22 protein-coding genes and 1 pseudogene are annotated in these 24,923 nt (G+C 59.7%); 13 read left to right on the top strand and 10 right to left on the bottom strand.

The window, feature by feature from the left end; genetic code table 11:
• Positions 1-51 precede the first annotated feature (51 nt).
• From QRN38_RS16395 to fdhA, 11 genes are all read left to right on the top strand, one after another.
• Positions 52-306, top strand: coding sequence for a hypothetical protein (locus QRN38_RS16395; RefSeq protein WP_057418223.1), 255 nt, complete (start codon positions 52-54; stop codon positions 304-306).
• Positions 307-508: 202 nt separating this feature from the next.
• Positions 509-1,456: a choline ABC transporter substrate-binding protein gene (locus QRN38_RS16390; RefSeq protein WP_005763694.1), complete on the top strand. Its 948-nt coding sequence runs from the start codon at positions 509-511 to the stop codon at positions 1,454-1,456.
• A gap of 64 nt (positions 1,457-1,520) precedes the next feature.
• Positions 1,521-2,369: a choline ABC transporter permease subunit gene (choW, locus tag QRN38_RS16385; protein ID WP_174171207.1), complete on the top strand. Its 849-nt coding sequence runs from the start codon at positions 1,521-1,523 to the stop codon at positions 2,367-2,369.
• A complete protein-coding gene (gene choV / locus QRN38_RS16380) occupies positions 2,366-3,544 on the top strand; it encodes a choline ABC transporter ATP-binding protein (RefSeq protein ID WP_005763692.1) in 1,179 nt (392 codons plus the stop codon). Before choW ends, choV begins: the two co-directional genes overlap by 4 nt.
• Positions 3,545-3,800: 256 nt before the next feature.
• Positions 3,801-5,054, top strand: coding sequence for a serine hydroxymethyltransferase (gene glyA / locus QRN38_RS16375; protein ID WP_057418222.1), 1,254 nt, complete (start codon positions 3,801-3,803; stop codon positions 5,052-5,054).
• A 17-nt stretch (positions 5,055-5,071) separates the two neighbouring features.
• The gene (locus QRN38_RS16370) at positions 5,072-6,322 is read left to right on the top strand and encodes a sarcosine oxidase subunit beta family protein (RefSeq protein WP_005763688.1); all 1,251 of its coding nucleotides are present in this window, start codon (positions 5,072-5,074) and stop codon (positions 6,320-6,322) included.
• Between the two features lie 15 nt (positions 6,323-6,337).
• On the top strand, positions 6,338-6,634 hold the full coding sequence (locus QRN38_RS16365; protein WP_003379926.1) for a sarcosine oxidase subunit delta: 297 nt from the start codon (positions 6,338-6,340) through the stop codon (positions 6,632-6,634).
• Positions 6,631-9,651 carry a sarcosine oxidase subunit alpha gene (locus tag QRN38_RS16360; protein WP_057418221.1) on the top strand — a complete coding sequence of 1,007 codons (3,021 nt, stop codon included), beginning with the start codon at positions 6,631-6,633 and terminating at the stop codon, positions 9,649-9,651. Before QRN38_RS16365 ends, QRN38_RS16360 begins: the two co-directional genes overlap by 4 nt.
• Positions 9,652-9,687: 36 nt before the next feature.
• A complete protein-coding gene (locus tag QRN38_RS16355) occupies positions 9,688-10,320 on the top strand; it encodes a sarcosine oxidase subunit gamma (RefSeq protein ID WP_057418220.1) in 633 nt (210 codons plus the stop codon).
• Positions 10,321-10,490: 170 nt separating this feature from the next.
• A complete protein-coding gene (gene purU, locus QRN38_RS16350) occupies positions 10,491-11,348 on the top strand; it encodes a formyltetrahydrofolate deformylase (protein WP_005763680.1) in 858 nt (285 codons plus the stop codon).
• A 49-nt stretch (positions 11,349-11,397) separates the two neighbouring features.
• On the top strand, positions 11,398-12,597 hold the full coding sequence (fdhA, locus tag QRN38_RS16345) for a formaldehyde dehydrogenase, glutathione-independent (RefSeq protein WP_003379921.1): 1,200 nt from the start codon (positions 11,398-11,400) through the stop codon (positions 12,595-12,597).
• Positions 12,598-12,745: 148 nt separating this feature from the next.
• On the opposite strand, the gene QRN38_RS16340 is transcribed toward fdhA, so the two are convergent.
• Positions 12,746-13,738 carry an RHS repeat-associated core domain-containing protein gene (locus QRN38_RS16340; protein WP_081025384.1) on the bottom strand — a complete coding sequence of 331 codons (993 nt, stop codon included), beginning with the start codon at positions 13,736-13,738 and terminating at the stop codon, positions 12,746-12,748.
• Positions 13,739-14,161: 423 nt separating this feature from the next.
• Positions 14,162-15,135: pseudogene (locus tag QRN38_RS16335) on the bottom strand (RHS repeat-associated core domain-containing protein).
• A gap of 230 nt (positions 15,136-15,365) precedes the next feature.
• Here QRN38_RS16335 and QRN38_RS16330 point away from each other — a divergent pair.
• Positions 15,366-15,929 carry a DUF2780 domain-containing protein gene (locus tag QRN38_RS16330; RefSeq protein ID WP_005763676.1) on the top strand — a complete coding sequence of 188 codons (564 nt, stop codon included), beginning with the start codon at positions 15,366-15,368 and terminating at the stop codon, positions 15,927-15,929.
• Here the strand turns inward: QRN38_RS16330 and yihG are convergent.
• Entirely contained in the window at positions 15,909-16,808 is a 900-nt protein-coding gene (yihG, locus tag QRN38_RS16325; RefSeq protein WP_057418219.1) for a 1-acylglycerol-3-phosphate O-acyltransferase, YihG family, read from the bottom strand. The genes QRN38_RS16330 and yihG overlap by 21 nt on opposite strands.
• Positions 16,809-17,001: 193 nt before the next feature.
• Here yihG and rloA2 point away from each other — a divergent pair, with 193 nt between their 5' ends.
• Positions 17,002-17,505, top strand: coding sequence for a retropepsin-like aspartic peptidase RloA2 (rloA2, locus tag QRN38_RS16320; protein ID WP_005613972.1), 504 nt, complete (start codon positions 17,002-17,004; stop codon positions 17,503-17,505).
• A 248-nt stretch (positions 17,506-17,753) separates the two neighbouring features.
• Here the strand turns inward: rloA2 and QRN38_RS16315 are convergent, their stop codons facing one another.
• From QRN38_RS16315 to betB, 7 genes are all read right to left on the bottom strand, one after another.
• Positions 17,754-18,383, bottom strand: a complete 630-nt coding sequence (locus QRN38_RS16315; RefSeq protein ID WP_010205456.1) for a glutathione S-transferase family protein — start codon at positions 18,381-18,383, stop codon at positions 17,754-17,756.
• Positions 18,384-18,452: 69 nt separating this feature from the next.
• Positions 18,453-18,635 (bottom strand): hypothetical protein, encoded by a 183-nt coding sequence (locus QRN38_RS16310; protein WP_024667861.1) that lies wholly within the window; start codon positions 18,633-18,635, stop codon positions 18,453-18,455.
• Positions 18,632-19,765, bottom strand: a complete 1,134-nt coding sequence (locus QRN38_RS16305; RefSeq protein WP_054089772.1) for a PepSY-associated TM helix domain-containing protein — start codon at positions 19,763-19,765, stop codon at positions 18,632-18,634. Before QRN38_RS16305 ends, QRN38_RS16310 begins: the two co-directional genes overlap by 4 nt.
• 120 nt (positions 19,766-19,885) lie before the next feature.
• Positions 19,886-20,878 carry a FecR domain-containing protein gene (locus tag QRN38_RS16300; RefSeq protein WP_054089771.1) on the bottom strand — a complete coding sequence of 331 codons (993 nt, stop codon included), beginning with the start codon at positions 20,876-20,878 and terminating at the stop codon, positions 19,886-19,888.
• Positions 20,875-21,393, bottom strand: a complete 519-nt coding sequence (locus QRN38_RS16295; RefSeq protein WP_007244528.1) for an RNA polymerase sigma factor — start codon at positions 21,391-21,393, stop codon at positions 20,875-20,877. The genes QRN38_RS16300 and QRN38_RS16295 overlap by 4 nt, the downstream gene beginning before the upstream one ends.
• Before the next feature lie 163 nt (positions 21,394-21,556).
• A complete protein-coding gene (gene betA / locus QRN38_RS16290) occupies positions 21,557-23,263 on the bottom strand; it encodes a choline dehydrogenase (RefSeq protein WP_057418218.1) in 1,707 nt (568 codons plus the stop codon).
• Positions 23,264-23,403: 140 nt separating this feature from the next.
• A complete protein-coding gene (gene betB / locus QRN38_RS16285) occupies positions 23,404-24,876 on the bottom strand; it encodes a betaine-aldehyde dehydrogenase (RefSeq protein ID WP_057418217.1) in 1,473 nt (490 codons plus the stop codon).
• Positions 24,877-24,923: the final 47 nt, after the last annotated feature.

Below are 24,923 nucleotides of genomic sequence, written 5' to 3'. Positions count from 1 at the left end.
CAAGGCACACCGTGAAAAAATCAGGCAGCCAGCGGGTTTTCGCGCTAAAAGGTGGCGGCCATCGAGGCGTGTGATCAAAAAGTGCGCAGTGCTCGAAAGTCGTATCATCTTTGGCGCGGCGATGGCCCGACCACAGCCCATAATGAACTTGTCGGCGTTACCCCCCTCCAAAAGACCGCGTTCGCGCAGGCACCGACCTGCCAACCGACGGCTGCCGACCTGCGCAGCGACCGTGTAACGTACTGGCCGCTTTTCAGCAGTCCCGACACTGCAACCGGGCGCGCGTACGATGCAATGAATCTGTAAGCGACCTTGCGCGCACTGGATGCGACGCCTCCTGCACTGGATACGACGCCCCCTGTAGGCGTTTGATTTTCCCTGTTACATGATCGGGTCCGACTCGATCGCCCGGCGCAGTGATGGAGCTTCGCGAAAAGCCTCGCCAACCCATAAGCCGCGTCAGCGTTCACCTGCTGATGACTAGAAGAAACTCACAGGAGTCCACCCCATGAAAGGTTCCAAATCGTTGCTGTTGGCCGCCACGCTCTGTATGCCGGTGCTTGCTCAGGCAGCCGAGCCAGAGGCCTGTCATACGGTCAACTTCTCCGACGTAGGCTGGACTGACATCACCGTCACCACAGCGGTGACCAGCGCCGTACTCGAGTCACTGGGTTACAAGACCAAGACCACCATGATTTCCGTACCGGTGACCTACAAGTCGCTGGCAGATGGCAAGAACATGGACGTTTTCCTCGGCAACTGGATGCCGACCATGGAAAACGACATCAAGCCTTATCGCGAAGCCGGCACTGTCGAAACCGTGCGCGCAAACCTCGAAAACGCCAAATACACCCTGGCCGTGCCGCAAGCGCTCTACGACAAAGGCCTGCATGACTTCGCCGACATCACCAAATTCAAGAAAGAACTGGGCGGCAAGATCTACGGTATCGAACCCGGCAACGACGGCAACCGCCTGATCCAGAGCATGATCGACAAGAACGCCTTCGGCCTCAAAGATGCGGGCTTCAAGGTGGTGGAATCCAGCGAGGCGGCCATGCTCTCGCAGGTTGATCGCGCCGTGAAACGCAAAAACGATGTGGTGTTCCTGGGCTGGGAACCGCACCCGATGAACACACGCTTCAAGATGAAATATCTTACCGGCGGCGATGACTTTTTCGGCCCCAACTATGGCCAGGCGACTATCTACACCAACACCCGCAAAGGCTACAGTCAGGAATGCAGCAACGTAGGCCAGTTGCTCAAGAACCTGTCCTTCACGCTGGAAATGGAAAGCACCCTGATGGGCAATGTGCTGGATGACAAGACCAAGCCTGATGCCGCCGCCAAGGCGTGGATCAAGAAAAACCCGCAAGTGCTCGACACCTGGCTGGCAGGCGTGACCACCGTGGATGGCAAACCAGGCCTGGAGGCAGCCAAGGCCAAGTTGACCCAGTAAGCCGACAGCAGGCGGGCCCGTCCCGCCTGTTGCCCTCTTCACCTTCCGCAAGCGGACACCCGACATCATGCTGACTGATCAAAAAATCCCTCTGGGCGAGTACATCGCCGCATTCGTCGACTGGTTGACGGCCAACGGCGCCGACTACTTCGACGCGATAGCCTCGACACTGGAAATGATGATCCACGGGTTCACCTTTGCCCTGACCTGGTTCAACCCGTTTGTATTGATCGGCCTTATTGCCGCGCTCGCGCATTTTATTCAGCGCAAGTGGGGCCTGACCGTTTTCGTCATCCTGTCGTTTCTGCTGATTCTCAACCTGCATTACTGGCAGGAAACCATGGAAACCCTCGCGCAGGTGCTGTTCGCCACTCTGGTCTGCGTCGTCATCGGCGTGCCGCTGGGCATCATTGCCGCGCACAAGCCGCTGTTCTACACAATCATCCGGCCGCTGCTCGACCTGATGCAGACCGTTCCCACCTTCGTTTACCTGATTCCGACACTGACGCTGTTCGGTCTGGGCGTGGTGCCCGGGCTGATCTCGACGGTGGTCTTCGCCATCGCAGCGCCCATACGCCTGACGTACCTGGGCATCCGCGATGTGCCGCAGGAATTGCTCGACGCCGGCAAGGCCTTTGGCTCGTCGCGCCGCCAGTTGCTGACCCGCATCGAACTGCCTTACGCAATGCCCAGCATCGCCGCCGGGATTACCCAGTGCATCATGCTGTCGCTGTCGATGGTGGTAATTGCCGCGCTGGTCGGTGCCGATGGCCTGGGCAAACCGGTGGTCAACGCACTGAACACTGCCGATATCGCCCTCGGTTTCGAAGCCGGCCTGGCAATCGTATTGCTGGCCATCATGCTCGACCGCATCTGCAAACAACCCGAAGCCAAGGTAGGGTCCGACGCATGAGTATCATCAAATTCGACAAGGTTGACGTCATCTTCTCCAAGGACCCGCGTGAAGCCCTCAAGCTGCTGGACGAAGGCCTCACGCGTGACCAGATCCTCAAGAAAACCGGGCAGATCGTCGGCGTCGAGAACGCCAGTCTGGACATCGAAAAAGGCGAAATCTGCGTTTTAATGGGCTTGTCCGGCTCGGGCAAATCCAGCCTGTTGCGCTGCATCAACGGCCTCAATACCGTCAGCCGTGGCTCACTGTTCGTCGAGCATGAAGGCTCGCAGATCAACATCGCCAACTGCAGCGCTGCCGAGCTGAAAATGATGCGTACCAAGCGCATCGCCATGGTCTTCCAGAAATTCGCCCTGATGCCCTGGCTCACGGTGCGCGAAAACATCAGTTTCGGCCTCGAAATGCAGGGTCGCCCGGAAAAGGAACGACGCAAGCTGGTTGATGAAAAACTCGAGCTGGTCGGCCTGACCCAGTGGCGCAACAAGAAGCCCGACGAGCTGTCGGGCGGCATGCAGCAGCGGGTCGGTCTGGCTCGCGCGCTGGCGATGGACGCCGACATCCTGTTGATGGACGAACCGTTCTCGGCGCTCGACCCACTCATCCGCCAGGGCTTGCAGGACGAACTGCTGGCCCTGCAAAGCAAGCTGAGCAAGACCATTGTCTTCGTCAGCCACGATCTGGATGAAGCGCTCAAGCTCGGCAGCCGGATCGCGATCATGAAAGATGGCCGCATCGTCCAGTACAGCGTGCCGGAGCAAATCGTCCTTAACCCGGCAGACGAATACGTGCGCACCTTCGTGGCGCATACCAACCCGTTGAACGTGCTGTGCGGTCGCAGCCTGATGCGTACGGTTGATGAATGCACGCAGGTCAACGGCTCGGTGTGCCTGGACCCGAGCGGCGACTCATGGCTCGACCTGGCCGAAGGCAATGTGATCAAGGGCGCCCGGCAAGGTGCCGCGCCACTGGACCTGCAGAACTGGACCCCCGGACAGGACGTTGGCACGCTGGATCGTCGCCCTACCCTCGTGCACTCCAACATCGGCATGCGCGACGCCTTGCAGATCCGTTACCAGACCGGCAACAAGCTGGTCTTGCAGGATGGCGAGAAAGTGGTCGGCATTCTCGGTGACACCGAGCTGTATCACGCCCTGCTGGGCAAAAACCACGGTTAACGCCTGAAACAGACAAGCCCGCCCCTACGCGCTGGAATCACTCCAGCCGGGAGCGGGCTTTTTTGTTTGCAGCCCCGTCACTGCGCAACGCCCCCTCGCGCTATATCTACTCCCCAAGCCCCCATGTCGTAAACGCACCTTTGTGTGGCGTCCATAGGCATTTGGCGACTTCGGTCCGGCCCTACCATCGCTCTCAGAGGGCGCCGTTGGGCCCTAACGACAAGTCAGGCGCCGCGCCGCCGCCGGGAGATCCGCGATGTTCAGCAAGCAAGACCAGATTCAGGGTTATGACGACACACTGTTGTCGGCAATGAACGCCGAGGAGCAGCGTCAGGAAGACCATATCGAGCTGATCGCCTCGGAGAACTACACCAGCAAGCGCGTCATGCAGGCCCAGGGCAGCGGCCTGACCAACAAATACGCCGAAGGCTATCCCGGCAAGCGCTACTACGGCGGTTGCGAGCACGTCGACAAGGTCGAGCAACTGGCCATCGAACGCGCCAGACAGCTGTTCGGTGCCGATTACGCCAACGTCCAGCCACACTCCGGCAGCCAGGCCAACGCGGCGGTCTACCTGGCGCTGCTGCAGGCAGGCGACACGGTGCTGGGCATGAGCCTTGCGCACGGCGGCCACCTGACCCACGGTGCCAAAGTCAGTTTCTCGGGCAAGCTGTACAACGCCGTGCAGTACGGCATCGACACCACCACCGGCCTGATCGATTACGACGAAGTCGAACGCATCGCCGTCGAATGCCAGCCAAAAATGCTCATTGCCGGTTTCTCGGCCTATTCCAAAACGCTGGATTTCCCGCGTTTTCGTGCAATCGCCGACAAGGTGGGTGCCTACCTGTTCGTCGACATGGCCCACGTTGCAGGTCTGGTGGCTGCCGGTCTTTATCCAAACCCGCTGCCGTATGCCGATGTGGTCACCACCACCACGCACAAGACACTGCGTGGCCCGCGCGGCGGTCTGATCCTTGCCAAGGCCAACGAAGAGCTGGAGAAGAAACTCAATTCAGCCGTCTTCCCCGGTGGTCAGGGCGGCCCGTTGATGCACGTCATTGCGGCCAAGGCCGTGTGCTTCAAGGAAGCGATGGAGCCCGGCTTCAAGACGTATCAGCAGCAGGTCATCGATAACGCACAAGCGATGGCGCAAGTCTTCATTACGCGCGGCTTCGACGTGGTTTCCGGCGGCACCGACAACCACCTGTTTCTGGTCAGCCTTATCCGTCAGGGCCTGACCGGCAAAGAAGCCGACGCCGCGCTAGGCCGTGCGCACATCACCGTCAACAAGAACTCGGTGCCCAACGACCCGCAGTCGCCATTTGTCACCTCGGGCCTGCGCATCGGCACCCCGGCCGTCACCACTCGCGGTTTCAAGGTCACCCAGTGCATCGAACTGGCAGGCTGGATATGCGACATTCTCGACAACCTCGGCGACGCCGATGTCGAGGCCAACGTCGCCAGCCAGGTAGCAGCCTTGTGCGCCGATTTCCCGGTTTATCGCTGAGTCAGGAGTAGCCTTACATGCAGCATTACTCAGGCTTCGGCCTTCTCAAGCATTCCCTCAGCCATCACGAAAACTGGCAGCGCATGTGGCGCACGCCAACGCCGAAAAAGGTCTACGACGTGGTGATCGTCGGTGGCGGCGGGCATGGTCTGGCGACCGCTTATTATCTGGCCAAGGAACACGGCATCACCAACGTGGCGGTGGTCGAGAAAGGCTGGCTGGGCGGCGGCAACACGGCGCGTAACACCACTATCGTGCGCTCTAACTATCTGTGGGACGAGTCGGCTCATCTTTATGAGCACGCCATGAAACTGTGGGAAGGCCTGTCCCAAGACCTGAATTACAACGTCATGTTCTCCCAGCGCGGCGTTTACAACCTGTGCCACACCTTGCAGGACATGCGCGACTCAGAACGCCGTGTCAGCGCCAACCGGCTGAATGGTGTGGACGGCGAATTGCTCAACAGCAAGCAGGTCGCTGAAGAAATCCCGTACCTGGACTGCTCGAAAAACACCCGTTACCCGATCATTGGCGCAACCGTGCAACGCCGTGGCGGCGTGGCTCGTCATGATGCCGTGGCCTGGGGCTTCGCACGTGCTGCCGACGCTTTGGGCGTGGACCTGATTCAGCAAACCGAAGTGATCGGTTTTCGCAAGGAAAACGGCGTGTGCATCGGCGTCGAGACCAACAAGGGCTTCATCGGTGCCAAACGCGTTGGCGTGGTGACCGCCGGTAACTCCGGGCACATGGCCAAACTGGCCGGCTTTCGTTTGCCGATCGAGTCACACCCGTTACAGGCGCTGGTCTCCGAGCCGATCAAGCCGATTATCGACAGCGTCATCATGTCCAACGCCGTGCACGGCTACATCAGCCAGTCCGACAAGGGCGACCTGGTGATCGGTGCCGGTATCGACAGCTGGGTCGGCTATGGCCAGCGCGGCTCGTACCCGGTGATCGAACACACTATTCAGGCCATCGTCGAAATGTTTCCAGTCTTGTCCCGCGTACGCATGAACCGCCAATGGGGCGGCATCGTCGATACCACGCCGGACGCCTGCCCGATCATCTCCAAGACGCCGGTGCCGAACATGTTCTTCAACTGCGGCTGGGGCACAGGTGGCTTCAAGGCCACACCGGGCTCGGGCAACGTATTTGCTGCAAGCCTGGCCAAGGGCGAAATGCACCCGCTGGCCAAACCGTTCTCCATCGACCGCTTCCATAACGGTGCGCTCATCGACGAACACGGCGCTGCAGCCGTAGCCCACTAACAGGAGAACCCGACCATGCTGCATATCTTCTGTCCTCACTGTGGCGAGCTGCGCTCCGAAGAGGAATTCCATCCGTCCGGCCAGGCGCACATCCCACGCCCGCTGGACCCCGCTGCCTGCACCGATGAGCAATGGGGCGATTACATGTTCTTCCGCGACAACCCTCGTGGCCTGCACCACGAGCTGTGGATTCACGCTGCCGGTTGCCGTCAGTACTTCAACATGACGCGCAACACGGTGACCTACGAGATTCTCGAAACCTATCCGATCGGTAGCAAGCCGCAGTTCACGGATCAGGGAGAAAAGGCATGAGCCAGAGCAATCGCCTGCCCAACGGCGGCCGCATCAACCGCAGCAAAGTGCTCAACTTCACCTTCAACGGCCAGACCTATCAGGGCTTTGAAGGCGACTCGCTGGCGTCCGCGCTGCTGGCCAATGGTGTTGAGATCATTGGTCGCAGTTTCAAGTATTCCCGGCCACGCGGCATCTTCGCGGCGGGTTCGGAAGAACCGAACGCCGTGTTGCAGATCGGCGCGACCGAAGCGACGCAGATCCCCAACGTGCGCGCGACGCAGCAAGCGCTTTATTCCGGGCTGGTGGCGACCAGCACCAACGGCTGGCCGAGCGTGAATACAGATGTGATGGGCATTCTGGGCAAGGTCGGCGGCAAACTGATGCCACCGGGTTTCTACTACAAAACCTTCATGTACCCGCAATCGTTCTGGATGACGTACGAGAAATACATCCGCAAGGCGGCGGGCCTGGGCCGCTCACCGACCGAGAACGACCCGGACAGCTACGACGCAATGAACCAGCACTGCGACGTGCTGATCGTCGGCGCAGGCCCTGCCGGTCTGGCCGCCGCGCTGGCGGCGGGCCGCAGTGGCGCCCGAGTGATCATTGCCGATGAACAGGAAGAATTCGGCGGCAGTCTGCTCGACAGCCGTGAAAGCCTGGATGGCAAACCCGCTGCTGAATGGGTCGCCAGCGTGGTCGCCGAGCTGAAAAACCTGCGCAACGTTACTCTGCTGCCTCGCGCCACGGTCAATGGTTATCACGATCACAATTTTCTGACCATCCACGAGCGCCTGACCGATCACCTCGGTGATCGCGCGCCCATCGGCATGGTCCGCCAGCGCATGCACCGGGTGCGCGCCAAACGTGTGGTGCTGGCTGCCGGTACGCACGAGCGGCCGCTGGTCTACGGCAACAACGATGTGCCGGGCAACATGCTCGCGGGTGCAATCTCGACGTATGTGCGTCGTTACGGCGTCGCGCCGGGCAAAAAACTCGTGCTGTCCACCAACAACGACCACGCCTACCGCGTCGCGCTGGACTGGCTCGACGCCAGCCTGCACGTTGTGGCGATTGCCGATGCGCGGCACAATCCACGCGGCCCGCTGGTTGAAGAGGCTCGCGCCAAAGGCATTCGTATTCTGACCGGCAGCGCCGTGATCGAAGCGCGTGGCAGCAAGCGGGTGAGCGCTGCACGCGTTGCCGCCATCGACCTAAAAACGCACAGCGTCACCAGCCCCGGCGAGTGGCTTGAGTGCGATCTGGTGGCAAGTTCCGGCGGTTACAGCCCCATCGTCCATCTGGCCTCGCACCTGGGCGGCAAGCCGGTCTGGCGTGAAGACATCCTCGGTTTCGTGCCGGGCGAAGCGCCGCAGAAACGTATCTGTGTGGGCGGCGTGAACGGCGTCTACAGCCTGGCAGACAGCCTGGCCGATGGTTTCGAGGGTGGCGTGCGCGCTGCCAGCGAAGCAGGCTTCAAGATTGTCGAGGGCGTGATGCCCAAAGCCCTCAGCCGCGCCGAAGAACCGACGCTGGCGCTGTTCCAGGTGCCCCATGAAAAAGGCACTGCACGGGCGCCCAAGCAATTCGTCGATTTCCAGAACGACGTGACCGCCGCCGCCATTGAACTGGCGACCCGCGAGGGTTTCGAGTCGGTAGAGCACGTCAAACGCTACACCGCGCTGGGCTTCGGCACCGATCAGGGCAAGCTGGGCAACGTCAACGGGCTGGCCATCGCCGCCCGCTCGCTGAACGTGTCGATCCCGGAAATGGGCACCACCATGTTCCGCCCCAACTACACACCGGTCACCTTCGGCGCGATTGCCGGGCGTCATTGCAAGCACATCTTCGAGCCGGTGCGCTTCACCGCGCTGCATGCCTGGCACATCAGAAACGGTGCCGAATTCGAAGACGTCGGCCAGTGGAAACGCCCGTGGTATTTCCCTAAAAACGGTGAAGACCTGCCCGCTGCCGTGACGCGTGAATGCAAGGCGGTGCGTGACAGCGTTGGCCTGCTGGACGCCTCGACGCTGGGCAAAATCGACATTCAAGGGCCGGATGCGCGCGAATTCCTCAACCGCATCTATACCAACGCCTGGACCAAACTGGACGTGGGCAAGGCCCGTTACGGCCTGATGTGCAAGGAAGACGGCATGGTCTTCGATGACGGTGTGACTGCCTGCCTCGCCGACAACCACTTCCTGATGACCACCACGACGGGCGGTGCTGCACGCGTCCTGCAATGGCTGGAAATCTATCAGCAAACCGAATGGCCGGATCTGAAAGTATATTTCACCTCAGTGACCGATCACTGGGCGACCCTGACGCTGTCTGGCCCCAACAGCCGCAAGCTGCTCAGCGAAGTGACCGATATCGACCTGGGCCGTGAAGCGTTCCCGTTCATGACCTGGAAAGAAGGCCTGGTCGCAGGCGTGCCGGCGCGGGTGTTCCGTATCTCGTTTACCGGCGAGCTGTCCTATGAGGTCAACATTCAGGCCGACTACGCGATGGGTGTTCTGGAAAAGATCGCCGAGGCCGGCAAGCAGTACAACCTGACGCCTTATGGCACTGAAACCATGCACGTACTGCGCGCCGAAAAGGGTTTCATCATCGTCGGTCAGGACACCGACGGCTCGATGACCCCGGACGATCTGAACATGGGCTGGTGCGTCGGGCGGACCAAACCGTTCTCGTGGATTGGCTGGCGCGGCATGAACCGCGAAGACTGTGTGCGTGAACAACGCAAGCAATTGGTCGGCCTCAAACCCATAGACTCGACCCAATGGCTACCGGAAGGCGCTCAGTTAGTGTTCGACACCAGGCAGGCGATCCCGATGAGCATGGTCGGCCACGTGACCTCCAGCTATGCGCACAACTCGCTGGGCTATTCGTTCGCGATGGGCGTGGTCAAAGGCGGCCTGAACCGGATCGGCGAACGCGTGTTCGCGCCGTTGGCCGATGGCCGCGTGATTGAAGCCGAAATCGTCTCGTCGGTGTTCTTCGATCCGAAGGGCGAGCAGCAGAATGTCGAGTAAACAGCAGGGCCACACAGCATTCAAAGCAGGTGAATCATGAGCACAGCCAACGTTTACCAGCAGCGCCCGACCAGCGATGTCAAAGCCGAGTCGCCGCTGTCCCACGCCAGCCTCGACAGCCTGATCGGCAAAGGCCGCGCCAGTCCGGGCGTGTTTCTGCGCGAAAAGAAACTGCTGGGCCACCTCACGATTCGGGGCGATGCGCATGATCCGGCCTTCGCCGCTGGCGTACACAAGGCGTTGGGCATGGAACTGCCAGCAGCACTGATGCTGGTGATCAACGGCGAAAGCTCGCTGCAATGGCTCGGCCCGGATGAGTGGCTGCTGATTGTGCCAAGCGGCGAGGAATTCGCTGCGGAGCAGAAACTGCGTGCTGAACTGACCGGGCTGCACATCGCCATCGTCAACGTCAGCGGCGGCCAGTCGATCCTCGAACTGACCGGCCCGAAAGTGCGCCAGGTATTGATGAAGTCCACCAGCTACGACGTCCACCCGGACAACTTCCCGGTGGGCAAGGCGGTCGGCACGGTGTTCGCCAAATCGCAACTGGTGATCCGCAGGACCGGCGAAGAGACCTGGGAACTGCTGATCCGCCGCAGCTTCTCGGATTACTGGTGGCTGTGGTTGCAGGATGCGAGTGCCGAGTACGGGCTGAGCATTCAGGCGTGAAAAGCCTGTGGGAGCGGACTTGTCCGCGAAGACGGTAGTCCAGGCGATACATTTTCGGTGAATATACCGTCCCCTTCGCGAACAAGTTCGTTCCCACGGCCTTCGGCCAGAATCAAAAGCAGATTTGTGTATAGCTTTGCGGATAACAAATACCCAGGAGCATTGATTGAATGAGCCGCGCCCCGGACACATGGATTCTGACAGCCGACTGCCCCAGCATGCTGGGCACGGTAGATGCGGTGACCCGCTTTCTGTTCGAGCAGGGCTGCTACGTAACAGAGCACCACTCCTTCGATGATCGCCTGTCGGGGCGGTTCTTCATTCGCGTGGAATTTCGTCAGCCTGACGCCTTCGACGAGCAGGCATTTCGTGAAGGGCTGACTGAACGCGGCGAGACGTTCGGCATGATCTTCGAACTCACAGCGCCCAACTACCGGCCAAAAGTGGTGATCATGGTTTCAAAAGCCGATCACTGCCTGAACGACCTGCTCTATCGCCAACGCATCAACCAGTTGTCAATGGACGTGGTCGCGGTGGTGTCCAACCACCCGGATCTCGAACCGCTCGCTGGCTGGCACGGAATTCCGTACTACCATTTCCCTCTGGACCCTAACGACAAGCCTGCGCAGGAAGCCAAGGTCTGGCAGGTGATCGAGGAGTCCGGTGCTGAACTGGTGATCCTCGCCCGCTACATGCAGGTGCTGTCACCGGAGCTGTGCCGCAAGCTGGATGGCAAGGCGATCAATATCCATCACTCCTTGCTGCCCGGTTTCAAAGGCGCCAAACCGTACCATCAGGCCTACGAAAAAGGCGTGAAACTGGTGGGTGCAACGGCGCATTACATCAACAACGATCTGGACGAAGGCCCGATCATTGCCCAAGGCGTCGAAGTGGTCGATCACAGCCACTACCCCGAAGACCTGATTGCCAAGGGTCGGGACATTGAAGGGCTGACACTGGCCCGCGCGGTGGGTTATCACATCGAACGACGGGTGTTTCTCAACGCCAACAGGACGGTAGTTTTGTAGCTGCAAGAGTTTCTCTCTGCTTCACCACAATAAAAGCGAGGCGACATGTATGTCTGGTAATCGCGGTGTAGTTTATCTCGGCGCTGGCAAGGTCGAAGTGCAATCCATCCCCTTCCCGAAAATGGAAGACCCACGCGGCAAGCGCATCGAACATGGCGTCATCCTGCGCGTTGTTTCCACCAATATCTGCGGCTCCGATCAGCACATGGTACGTGGCCGCACGACGGCGCAAACCGGGCTGGTGCTGGGGCATGAAATCACCGGCGAAGTGCTGGAAGCCGGTCGCGATGTCGAGCATCTCAAGGTCGGTGATCTGGTTTCCGTACCGTTCAACGTGGCGTGCGGTCGTTGCCGCAGCTGCAAGGAACAAAATACCGGCGTCTGCCTGACGGTCAACCCTGCCCGCCCCGGCGGTGCTTACGGATATGTCGACATGGGCGACTGGGTCGGCGGTCAGGCTGAATACGTGCTGGTGCCTTACGCAGACTTCAACCTGCTCAAACTCCCGGACCGCGATGCGGCGATGGAGAAGATTCGCGACCTGACCTGCCTGTCCGACATCCTGCCCACCGGCTACCACGGCGCAGTGACCGCAGGCGTTGGCCCTGGCAGCACGGTCTACGTTGCAGGCGCGGGCCCGGTCGGTCTGGCCGCCGCAGCTTCAGCACGCTTGCTGGGTGCAGCGGTGGTGATCGTTGGTGACGTGAACCCGACTCGCCTGATCCACGCCAAGGCACAGGGTTTCGAGATTGCCGACCTGTCTCAGGACACGCCGCTGCACGAGCAGATCGCTGCATTGCTCGGCGAACCGGAAGTCGACTGCGCCATCGACGCGGTAGGCTTCGAAGCACGCGGCCACGGTCACGCCGGCGCGCAGGCCGAAGCACCCGCCACCGTGCTCAACTCATTGATGGGCGTGGTGCGTGTAGCCGGCAAGATCGGCATCCCCGGCCTGTACGTCACCGAAGACCCAGGTGCGGTGGACGCCGCCGCGAAAATGGGCAGCCTGAGCATCCGCCTCGGCCTGGGCTGGGCCAAATCCCACAGCTTCCACACCGGCCAGACACCGGTCATGAAATACAACCGCCAACTGATGCAAGCCATCATGTGGGACCGCATCAAGATCGCCGACGTGGTGGGTGTCGAGGTGATCAGCCTGGACGATGCGCCGCGTGGTTATGGCGAGTTTGATGCGGGCGTGCCGAAGAAGTTTGTGATTGATCCGCATGGGTTGTTTGGTGGGGTGTAGGTTTTGTGAGCGGGCAGTCGGTACTGCCCGCCTAACAAAATAAGAATTTATACGACAAGCTAGAGCGCGGAAAACCAGACAGGTCTGTAGCGGATGTCGAGGTGATCGGCTTAGATATTATCCCGCACCCATCATCGATAAACGATTTTTAGTTTCTTCCTGTTAGATGCCTTACTCGATCAGGATCAGGACCGGGTGGGCGTGGAGGCGGGGGACGAACCGAACTTACCGATCCGTAACTACGCACAGGAACATAGGGCATTCCCTCGTAAAATTTAGCAAAAGCATAACTAGGTGGATCCCCACCACTTAATTTTATTTCAAGCCCAGCCAGTTTCGAAATTTGCTCATCACGTAATTGATTAGCCAAAGTCTTATAAACTCCTTTACTACGCATGACCTCGATAGAACGCTCTGCTCCAGACAACACCTTACTGACCTTACGATATTCGGCATAAAAAACATCAATTTTACTGTAGCCCTCGTGCGATGGTGCGGCTTGAGTACTCTGATTGATCGCAACCGGTTTTTTTTGCGAACGCACTCCATTTTGTGGGGGGATTATAACAGACCGTGGTTTCGCTACCAAACTTGCAGAAAACGGCGCTTTTAAATACCCAAGTATGTGACCACTAGGATCAACCTTATTAACCGGATCCCCCTCACAGTACGTATACGCATTCAACCCGCCCTCGCCAAACGGGCTCAGACTGTCCGGGCTATTGAACCGCATCAACACTGGATTAAACGCCCGATACCCATTGCCCAGCAAATAATGCCCCGTCACCGGATCAAGTCGCTGACCTGTAAAGCCCGGCAGGTTCATCGGCCCTGTTGAAGGATGACGATGGCCGTAAGGCGTATAAGCAAACGGCAAACCCTGAGCCGCGATCACAGACTGCTGTTGATCGGTCACCAGCAACTCGCTATCGCTCTGATTGTTTTCCGTACGCCGTTGCGCCAGCAAATGCTCGTCCGTACGCAGAACTGTGTGCTGAATCTGCCCTTGAATTTGCGTCGTCAGGCGATTCTTCTGATAGAAAAACCGGGCGCTGCCCTGCCCCGCAGGCGAACAGTCGCCCAAGCGGTCCAATGGGTCGTAGCGATAAACGCAGAGTACAGATCGATCAGAAATAGCCACGGTGTCATTCCTTTGATGCAACGCTGTGACAGCCAGTCTGGGCTTACTCAGTGCTTTGGCCCAGCTAGCAGAACTACTAGGTGCCAGGCAGGAAGGCGCTGGGCACGGTCACACCGGCGCTTAGCCCGAAGCACACGCCATCGCGGAGCTTGATGCGGGCGTGCCGAAGAAGTTTGTAATTAATCCGCAGGGGTTTTTGGCATGACTTAAACACAACAAACTTATCATCACCTTCATGATTAAAAGGCGCTCCACCTACCCTTTAACCAACTGAATGGTTGGCCATGATCGAAATCGAGTTGGCACGTCTACCGGCGTGTACAATGTGTCATTGCCATGTCGAAGTTTTTAACAACCGCTTCATAATAGTTAATATTATTATCTACAACATACGGCACATGCTTATCCTTGCCAGTAAATTATTCACGTTTTTGGGATCCACTCATCCAACTGTTTATAAGCGTCACGAATGCCCATTTGTTTTCCCTCTATAGACACGACGATTTCTTTAGGAGGGGATGATGGGAAATTAACGGCCTGCCCGTTCCTGGGAAAAAGGAGGGGTGGTGGTGGCATGCTTTTGGGAGGAGCGACTGGTGGGAATTTACCGCGTTGCCCGTGCTTGGGAGGAAGGGGTGGCCTTGTCTTGGGAGGACGGGGTGGTCCAACGCGTGAGTTATCCATAACATGAGGTGCAGACAAAGGTACGCTCACCTCACTCGAGGTATCCAGAGCAGTAGTTTGTATGGACATGGGATTCGCGGCAGAATAATTCGCCGAGGATTCCATAGACTCTAGGCTGGGTGACCTGCCAAGTAAAGGCTGTTGATCACCACGTGTTTTTTTAAAAAATCGAGATAAACTCTTTCGCATATGCCCACTCGGATCAACCCGATTAACCGGATCCCCCGCACAATACCCATACCCATACGCATTCAGCCCACCCTCGCCAAACGGGCTCAAACTGTCCGGGCTATTGAACCGCATCAACACCGGGTTAAACGCCCGGTAACCATTGCCCAACAAATAATGCCCCGTTACCGGATCAACTCGCTCACCTGTAAAGCCCGGCAGGTTCATCGGCCCTGTTGAAGGCTGACGATGGCCGTAAGGCGTATAAGCAAACGCCAAACTCTGAGCTGCGATCACGGACTGCTGTTGATCCGTCGCCAGCAACGCACAGTTGCTCTGGTTGTTTTCCACACTCAGGCGGGCCAGCAAATACTCGTCCGTACGCAGAAGCGTGTGCTGGATCTGCCCTTGAATTTGCGTCGCCAAGCGGCTCTTCTGATAAAAAAAAGCCGAGTGCTGTCCTGCTCCGCAGGCGAGCAGTCAGCCAAGCGATCCGTTGCGTCGTAATGGTAAGTGCAGAGCACTACAGGGTTGGCAGAAGACATGAACATCACCCGCGGCAATCGATGATAGAACCGTAATTCTGGGCGTATGATCTCGTGCTGCACAGCTAGCAACTGTGCTAGGGAGCCCGCCTTGCCTGCCAGAGCTGATTCCGACAGATGAAATAACCGCCTGTCTTCAGCGCGTTGGGAACAAGCCTCTGTTGCTCACAGTCAAACCGTGTGCTTTATCGCCCACTCACGGGCGGTTCGAGTTCGATAAAGGTGACGCAATGAAAACTGCACGCGGTATGGCTTTGGTAACGTTGATGGCGCTTGCGGCAAGCCCGGCGTTTGCCTTCAATCTGAATGACGCCGCAAATGCGGTTTCCAATGCCACGGGCGGCAATCAGAAAGCCACGGCGGCACCCGAGGCGGCCGGCTTGCTCAATATGCTGGGCAGCCAATTGAATGTCACACCTGAGCAGGCTGTCGGCGGAACGGGCGCATTGTTGGGGCTGGCAAAGAATAAGCTGACCAGCGCTGACTACTCGCAATTGAGCAAGTCGGTCCCTGGGCTGGAGCAATTGTCCGGAACATCGGCGCTTGAGAGTCTGGGTGGCGCAAACGGGCTGGGCAGTTTGCTGGGCGGCAACTCGGCCAACAACTCGATGCTCAACAGCGCGCTGGGCAATGTGCAGAACATGAACGACGTGAACACTGCCTTTAAGGCACTGGGCATGGACAGCACCATGGTCAGCCAGTTTGCCCCGCTGATTCTGCAATACCTCGGCCAGCAAGGCGCCAGCGGGTCGGCATTGCAGAGTTTGAGCGGGTTATGGGGTGCCGGCAGCTGATTCACGCCGCAACGCCGCAATACGCGCATCTTTCTCGACCCAGAGCTGATTGACCCAAGCCTGCACTTTCTCGCGAAACACCGGGTCGTTCTCGTAATCGCCCTGCCACAGCGCAGGGTCCAGCTCGCGGGTCTGGATGTCGACGATCACCTTGGCAACCCGCCCGCAAAGCATGTCCCAGAACCCCGGAATGCCTGAGCCAGGATAGACCACGGTGACGTCCAGAATGGCGTCCAGTTGTTCGCCCATTGCCGCCAGCACAAATGCAACGCCGCCTGCTTTGGGCTTGAGCAGGCTGGCGTATGGCGAAGCCTGGGCGGCATGTTTTGCCGGTGTGAAACGTGTGCCTTCCAGGTAGTTGACGATGGTCACCGGCTGGCGCTTGAACAGTTCGCAGGCCGCCTGGGTGATTTCCAGGTCCTTGCCTTTGAGTTCCGGGTGCTTTGCCAGAAAAGCCTTGCTGTAGCGCTTCATGAATGGGTAATCCAGCCCCCACCACGCCAGCCCCAGCAACGGCACCCAGATCAGTTCCTTTTTCAGGAAAAACTTGAAGAACGGCGTGCGGCGGTTAAGCGCCTGAATCAGCGCCGGGATATCGACCCAAGACTGGTGATTGCTGATGACCAGATACGAGGTGTCGCTGCGCAGGCCTTTATCGCCGCGGATGTCCCATTGCGTCGGCACGCACCAGGCGAAAATGAGCTTGTCGATTTCGGCCCAGGTCTCGGCGACCCACATCGCGCCCGTTGAGCAATGATCGCGCATTCGACCTCTGAACAGCAGCTTGAGCAACGCAAAAATCAATAGCGGGCCGATCAGCACGAGTGTGTTTATCAGCAACAAAATGGCAACGAAACAGCCGGTGAGCAGACGGCGCATGACGGACTCTTGAGGGTTCAGGGGCGGCAATGATAATGATCTGCGCGTTTTACGCCAATTACACAGGTACTTACAAATGTTTCACGCTTGGGCATTTATGCTGAATAGACACTCATGCCACCGAACCTGCCAGCGGTTCGCTGTCTAAACCCGGACGCCACTCCGGCGCTGCCCCTTGCGAGGAACCTCTCACGTGAAACCGATCCTGGCGCTATTGTCTCTGCTGGCTCTGCCGGTCATGGCCGCTGAACCCACGCTGTATGGCCGCTACGAGAACATCAAGGTTCTGGAAATAGGCCAGACCTTCAAAGCCAAGATGGACACCGGCGCGCTGACCGCTTCGCTGTCGGCCAAGGACATCGAGCTGTTCCAGCGTGATGGCGATGACTGGGTTCGCTTCCGCCTGGCAACCAAGGGCGCGGATGACAAGGTGTACGAGCACAAGGTGTCGCGGATCAGCAAGATTAAGGGCCGTGCCGAAGGTGATGATGAGGACGACGAAGGCATCAACCCCGCCAAACGCCCTGTCGTTGATCTGGAGCTTTGCCTGGGCAATAAGAAACGCACCGTCGAAGTCAACCTTGTAGACCGCAGCCACTTCAACTTCCCGCTGCTGATCGGGGCCAAGGCATTGCGCGAGTTCGGCGCTGCCATCAACCCGGCACGCCGTTATACCGCTGACGAGCCTGATTGCTGAGGTTTTTATCGCCTTGCACTATCGTGCGGCGCTGCGCAAACCTGTGACGCGAAGCGTCACGCAAGGCATTTCCACGCAGAGCGTGAGGAACGACAGGTGTCTGAGCTAAAGCGTAACTATCGTGCGACGCTCTGCGTCGCATGCCGTTCTGGACGCTCCGCGTCCGATCCTGAACACGCGACGTGACGCAGATCTGTGACGCAATGCGTTCCGGCGCTGGAGTGAGGCACGATAGTCACGGTCATGACTTACGCCGGCGGCTGGGTTGCCAGCATCGACGGCCGTTGACTGACTTCCAGGTACCAGTTGGCCAGCCGTGGGTACGTGTTGCGCCAGCGCAGTTCGGGCTGGCGGAAGTCGAGATAACCCAATGCGGCCGCCACGCTGATGGAGGCCACATCGAACGACGAACTGAGTTCGGTAATTGCATCGCGCTCGAAATAACTCAGCGAGCGTTCGATCTTCTGCTGCTGATTGTCCAGCCATTGATCCCAGTGTTTTTCCTGCGGGCGCAAGGCGGTTTCATAGCGAATCAGCACCGCAGCGTCGAGTACGGCATCGGCCAGCGACGCCAGGGTCAGGCGTCTCCAGCGCGCAGAGCCTTCGCGGGGGATCAGCGGCTGTCCCACGTGCTGGTGGTCGAGGTAATCAAGGATGACACGGCTGTCGTGGATCACGTTGCCATCGGCCAGGCGCAAGGCCGGGAGCTTGCCCGCCGGATTGTCTTCATTGAGTTCGGCAGACGGGCTGACCGGCGTCAACACGGTAGGCTGCAACTGCACACGGTCGAGCTGACCGGTTTCATGAAGCATCACCATCACTTTGCGGGCGAAAGGCGAAGCGGCGTTGAAGTACAACGTCATCGTGGGCGCGGACATGAGTGTTCCTCGAATGAGACAGCTCCCTAGACTAGTCAGCGAGTAGCCGGTCTGCAATCGATGTGTTGATCAGCCGCGCCGCGCCAGCAACCCCCGAACGCTGAAGACCGATGCACTGCCCATCGCCAGCCAGGCCAGCGTGTCCCACCAGCCGTCACCCAGTAGCGCCGCGAACAGGCCTGTTGCGGTGAGCACGGCAATCACGCCGGGGATGGCGAAAGCCTTCCAGAACCGCGACGGCCTCGCGCTCATTGCGCGACCTGCGCTTGAACAGCGCTGACCGAACGGGCGACGCGGCGTCGGACCCACCACAGGTAGACCCCGCTGCCAAGCACGATGATGGTCAGCACATCCAGCACCGCCCAGAGCACTTTCATCGGCATGCCGCCGTAATCACCGAAATGCAGCGGTTGCGACATGCCCAGCGCATCCATGTACCACGGACGCTCGACCACTGCGGTGACTTGCAGAGTCTGTGCGTCGATCAGCACCGGTGTGGCCAGATGCGCGGTCAGGTGCGTATTGCCTTTGAGAAATACAGCGTAGTGGTGCTCGCTGGAGAAACGCGTACCGGGAAACGCGATGAAGTCAGCTTGCATGCCGGGCGCAGCCGACTCGGCAATCTCCAGCAGGCGTGTCGGCGCTGCTCGCTGCGTCAGCGGCGGCGCATCTTTGTAAGGGGCGATCATGCTGGCCAGCGCGTCGTTGCGCCATGAAGCAATCAGCAGGTCGGCGCAGGCACTGATCACCCCCGTTACGCCCACCACCAGCGCCCAGGTCAGCGTTACTACGCCGATCAGGTTGTGCAGGTCCAGCCAGCGCGTACGCGTGGATTTGTTGACCCGCACTTGGCCAAACTCCAGCTTGCGCATGAACGGCGAATACAGCACGGTCCCGGAAACAATCGCCACCACGAACAGCAGCCCCATGAAGGCCAGCAGCAGTTTGCCGGGCAACTCGGCGTACATGTCCACGTGCAGGCGCAGCATGACCATCATGAAACCGCCGTTGGCTGAAGGCATTTCCAGCGCCTCGCCGGTGCGCGCATCCAGGGCAAAGGTGTGTGATGAGTTGGGCTCGGTGCCTGCCGTGGCAGCGGTGATCGCCATCACGCCATTGGGGTCTTCGTCATCCCAGCCGAAATACTGCATGACCTCGCCGGGCCGATGAGCTTCGGCAGCTCTGGCCAGTTGCTCCAGATTCAGATGCGGCGTGTCGGCCGGCATCTCTTTGTAATGCGGCGCGTCGCCCAGCAGATGATCGATCTCATGGTGGAAGATCAGCGGCAGGCCGGTGATCGCCAGCATCAACAGAAACAGGGTGCAAATCAGGCTGCTCCAGGTGTGCACGATGGACCAGCGACGCACGGTTTGGCTTTTCATGGTTTATCCACAGGCGATGAGGCCAGGCGCTGAGCGCGCCTCGAAATGACGTATAAGACTAAGCCGCTCGAAACCGGAAAAGTGTCAGGGCGAATCGACGCTGATGTAAATCGAGGTGTATCAGGGTTTTGCCGGGTTGGCGGCCGCCTGCTCATCGCGCGCCAGCACCGTGACCCACCATTGGGTGTGGTGCTCGATCTGCACCGGCAACGTTGGCAGCAGTGCCTTGAGCGCCAGATCGGTATCGGCCAGCGGGAAACTGCCGGTGATGCGCAAGTCCGCCACCTTCGGATCGACGCCAACGTGCCCGGCACGATAGCGGCCCAGTTCAGCGAGCATGTCGGCCAGCCGCGCGTTGTCCACCACCAGCATGCCTCGCGTCCAGGCATCGGCACCTGACGGCAAGGCGAGCAATGTGCCAAAGCCGCTGCGGGTCAGGCGAATCTGCTGGCCTTCATGCAGCACCTGTTCGCCCGGTGCGTTGCGTGGCTGGGCGACAACTGCCGATTGCAGAACACTGAGCAGAGTCCCGTCGGCCTCGCGTCTGACCAGAAATCGCGTACCCAGCGCGCGCATATTGCCGTCTGCCGTTTCAACGATGAATGGCCGGGGATCGTCGTGATTGCCGGTCTGCACCAGTATTTCGCCGTCCTGCAGAATGATCCGGCGTTGCTGCGCGTCGAAGCGCACATCGATTGCGCTGTGGGTGTTGAGACGAACCAGGGTGTTGTCAGCCAGACGCACTTCGCGCTGTTCGCCGGTTGCGGTGCGCTGGTCGGCCAGCCAGTAATCCATCGGCAAGTAACGGTCCCCGACAAACAGCGCCAGGCCGCACGCCATGAACACTCCCGCCAGACCACCGCCAAGCTTGCGCACGCTGCGCCGCAGCGAAACCGGCGATTGCTGCAAGGCCTTGCGTGCCGGGCCGGCTGGCAGGACGAAGCGCTGGTTGACCATGCCCAACTGGCTCCAGGCCCTGGCATGTTCTTCGTCGGCGGCCAGCCAGCGGGCCAGTTCGGCGCGGTCGGCTTCGCTGCCGCTGTTGCCATCCATGTTCAGTTGCCACTCGATTGCGGCGTCGAGCACACGGGCAGATACCGGTCGTGTGTTCATGTCGGCTCTCCGTACAGCGCGACATAGCACTGGCGCACAGCCTGGGCGAGGTACTGCCTGACGCGTGATACCGAGACACCCAGGCGCTCGGCAATCTCGCCGTGGCTCAGCCCGTCGAGACGGTTATAGAGAAACGCAGCCCGCGCTTTGCTGGACAGCGTGCCCAGCATGCGGTCGATGGCCTTGAGGTCTTCCAGAATCAGCAGTTGCTCTTCGGGCGACGGCTGCTCGGCCTCGGGGACCTGCAGCAATTCCCCAAGATAAGCCTGTTCAAGCGCGGCCCGCCGGAAGTAATCGAACATCAGACCTTTGGCGATGGTCGCCAGAAAAGCACGCGGCTCGCGGGGCAATTGCAGTTCATCGCGCCCCAGCAGGCGCACAAACGTGTCCTGGCTCAGGTCCTGAGCCCGTTGTGGGCAAGCGACATTGCGCCGCAGCCAGGCCAGCAACCAGCCGCGATGATCGCGATACAACGCACCAACGATCTCGCTATGAGCGCTTGGGACTGACGACACGAATGGCCTCGATGAGAAAGATCTAACTAAAGAGAATCATTCGCGATTGTGGCAGAGCGGAGGGGGAGTGGCAATTGGCGTCTGTCGGGAGGCTGACGGTAGCGTTGGCTAGCGGACGCCAGTCGCCCTCACGGCGTGAGAACGACTGGTCGCCCAGATCAGATCACGCCTGGTGGCTGATCTCACGCAGCGGCTTGCCGCGTGCTGGCTTGTCGCCTGCGACGAAGTAGTCGGCGGTGCTGCGTGGCAGGGGCTGACGGCCACGGATCTTGTCGGCGATTTTCTCGGCGATCATGATCGTCGGCGCATTCAGGTTGCCGGTGGTGATGATCGGCATGATCGAGGCATCCACCACACGCAGGTTCTGCATGCCGTGCACACGGCCCTGACCATCGACCACTGCCATCTCGTCGGTGCCCATTTTGCAGGAGCAGGACGGGTGATACGCCGTTTCGGCATGTTCACGCACGAACTGGTCCAGCGCTTCGTCAGACTGCACGTCGATGCCCGGGCTGATTTCGCGGCCGCGGTACGGATCGAGAGCCGGTTGCTGCATGATCTCGCGGGTCAGGCGGATGCCGTCGCGAAATTCCTGCCAGTCCTGATCCGATGCCATGTAATTGAACAGAATGCTTGGGTATTCACGCGGGTCCTTGGATTTGACATTGACCCGACCACGACTTGGCGAACGCATCGAACCCACATGCGCCTGAAAGCCGTGTTCCTGAACACCCTTGGTGCCGTTGTAATTGATCGCCACCGGCAGGAAGTGATACTGAATGTTTGGCCACTCAAAGGCTTCGCTGGAACGAATGAAACCACCGGCTTCAAACTGGTTGCTCGCGCCGATACCGGTACCGAGGAACATCCACTCTGCGCCAATGGCAGGCTGGTTCCACCACTTCAACGAAGGGTAAAGCGACACAGGCTGGGTGCAGGCGTACTGCAGGTACATCTCCAGGTGATCCTGAAGGTTCTGACCCACACCCGGAAGATCATGAACCACTGGAATATCCAGCTTGTTCAGGACGTCGGCCGGGCCAACACCGGAGCGCTGCAGAATCTGCGGCGAAGCGATGGCGCCGCCACACAGTAAAACTTCCTTGCGGGCACGGACTTCAATGCGCGTGTCGCTGTCACCCACAAGATAGGCCACACCCACAGCGCGCTTGCCTTCGAACAGGATGCGGTCGGTCAGCGCATGTGTGACGATGCTCAGCGTGTCACGCTTTTTCGCTTCGTCCAGGTAACCGCGAGCAGTGCTGGCGCGACGGCCTTTCGGGGTCACGGTGCGGTCCATCGGACCGAAGCCTTCCTGCTGATAACCGTTGAGGTCGTCGGTGCGCGGGAAACCGGCCTGCACGCCCGCCTCGACCATCGCGTGGAACAACGGATTGTTACCGGCCTTGGGCGTGGTCACGCTGACCGGGCCTTCGCCGCCGTGGTAATCGTTCGGGCCGATGTCACGGGTTTCAGCCTTGCGAAAGTACGGCAGGCAGTCGAGGTAGCTCCAGTCTTCGAGGCCCGGCTCTTTCGCCCAACCGTCGTAGTCCATCGCGTTGCCGCGGATGTAGCACATGCCGTTGATCAGCGACGAACCGCCCAGGCCCTTGCCGCGACCGCATTCCATACGGCGGTTGTCCATGTGCGGCTCTGGCTCGGTCTCGTAGGCCCAGTTGTAGCGACGGCCCTGCAACGGGAACGCCAGGGCGGCGGGCATCTGGGTACGGAAGTCCAGACGATAGTCCGGGCCACCGGCTTCCAGCAGCAGAACAGTGACGCCTGCGTCCTCGGTGAGACGGGCTGCCAGGGTGTTACCGGCAGAGCCGGCACCAATGATGATGTAGTCGTATTCGGATTGCGTGGTCATAGAGGCTCCCTCATAGAGCTGCAAGTCTCAAGCCTGGGCTGCAAGCAGAAGCAGCCAGGCGATACTTGTGAAAATGGGGTGCGGCAAGCCGCTTTTGATTGCGTCTGCTTGAGGCTTGTCGCGTGCCACTTGAACGGTCTTTAGAACACCGAGGCGTAGTCGCCCAACTCGATCTGAACCGACTTGATGCGCGTGTACTGGGCCAGCGAGCTGATGCCGTTTTCACGACCGACGCCCGACTGCTTGTAACCGCCGACCGGCATTTGCGCCGCCGACTCGCCCCACGCGTTGATCCAGCAGATACCGGCTTCCAGCAAGTGAATCACGCGGTGCGCGCGGTTCAGGTCACGGGTCACGATGCCCGCAGCCAGGCCGAAGTCGGTGTCGTTGGCGCGGCGCACCACTTCGTCCTCGGTGTCGTAACCCAGAATGCTCATCACCGGGCCGAAGATCTCTTCGCGCACGATGGTCATCTCGTCGGTGCAATCGGTGAATACGGTTGCAGCCACAAACGCGCCCTTGTCGAACACGCCACCGGTCAAACGGTCGCCGCCGCACAACAGGCGTGCGCCCTGCTCTTTACCCTTGGCGATGTAGCCCAGCACGCTTTCCATATGTTCAAAGCTGACCAGCGGACCGAAGTTGATGTTTTCGTCTTCCGGGTTGCCGGGACGAATACGCTTCACACGCTCCAGGATTTTCGCTTCGAACTCGCCTTTCAGGGCATTCGGTACGAACACGCGCGTACCGTTGGTGCAGACCTGACCGGAGCTGTAGAAGTTGGCCATCATGGCGATGTCGGCGGCGCGATCCAGGTCGGCGTCGTCGAAAACGATCAGCGGCGACTTGCCACCCAGCTCCATCGTCACTTCCTTGAGCGACGAACTCGACGCACTGGCCATGACTTTCTTGCCGGTGTCGGTGCCGCCGGTGAAGGAGACTTTCTCGATGCGCGGGTGCTCGGTGATCCAGGTGCCGACTTCACGACCGCTGCCAGTCAACACGTTGAACACGCCGTTCGGCACGCCGGCTTCGGTGTAGATTTCTGCCAGCTTCAGGGTGGTCAGCGAGGTGACTTCGCTCGGCTTGAAGATCATCGCGTTGCCCGCAGCCAGTGCGGGGGCGGATTTCCACAGGGCGATCTGGATCGGGTAGTTCCACGCACCGATACCGGCGACCACACCCAGCGGCTCGCGGCGGGTGTAGACGAAGGAGGAATCACGCAGCGGGATCTGCTCGCCTTCGATGGCGGGCACCAGGCCTGCGTAGTATTCCAGCACGTCGGCGCCGGTCACGATGTCAACGTAACGGGTTTCGGAAATGGCTTTACCGGTGTCCAGCGTTTCGAGCGCGGCCAGCTCATCGTTGCGCTCGCGCAGGATATCGACGGCACGACGCAGGATGCGCGAACGCTCGACTGCAGTCATTGCGGCCCAGATCTTCTGGCCATTCTCGGCGGCGACCACCGCACGCTCGACGTCTTCCTTGCTGGCGCGCTGGATCTTAGCCAGAACTTCACCGTTCGCAGGGTTGATCGAGTCGAAGGTTTCAGTGTTGCTGGCATCGACATAACCGCCGTCGATGTAGAGTTTTTGCAATTCAAAACGGGCCATAAAGTCCTCGCAAATTCAGTGGGGGGGCGATGACTGATTTCAGTGTG

The sequence above is a fragment of the Pseudomonas sp. CFBP2511 genome (genome assembly GCF_030209255.1).
Lineage (GTDB): Bacteria > Pseudomonadota > Gammaproteobacteria > Pseudomonadales > Pseudomonadaceae > Aquipseudomonas > Aquipseudomonas avellanae.
Note: the sequence above shows the minus strand (reverse complement) of the source record. Positions and strands in the feature narration are given on the sequence as shown.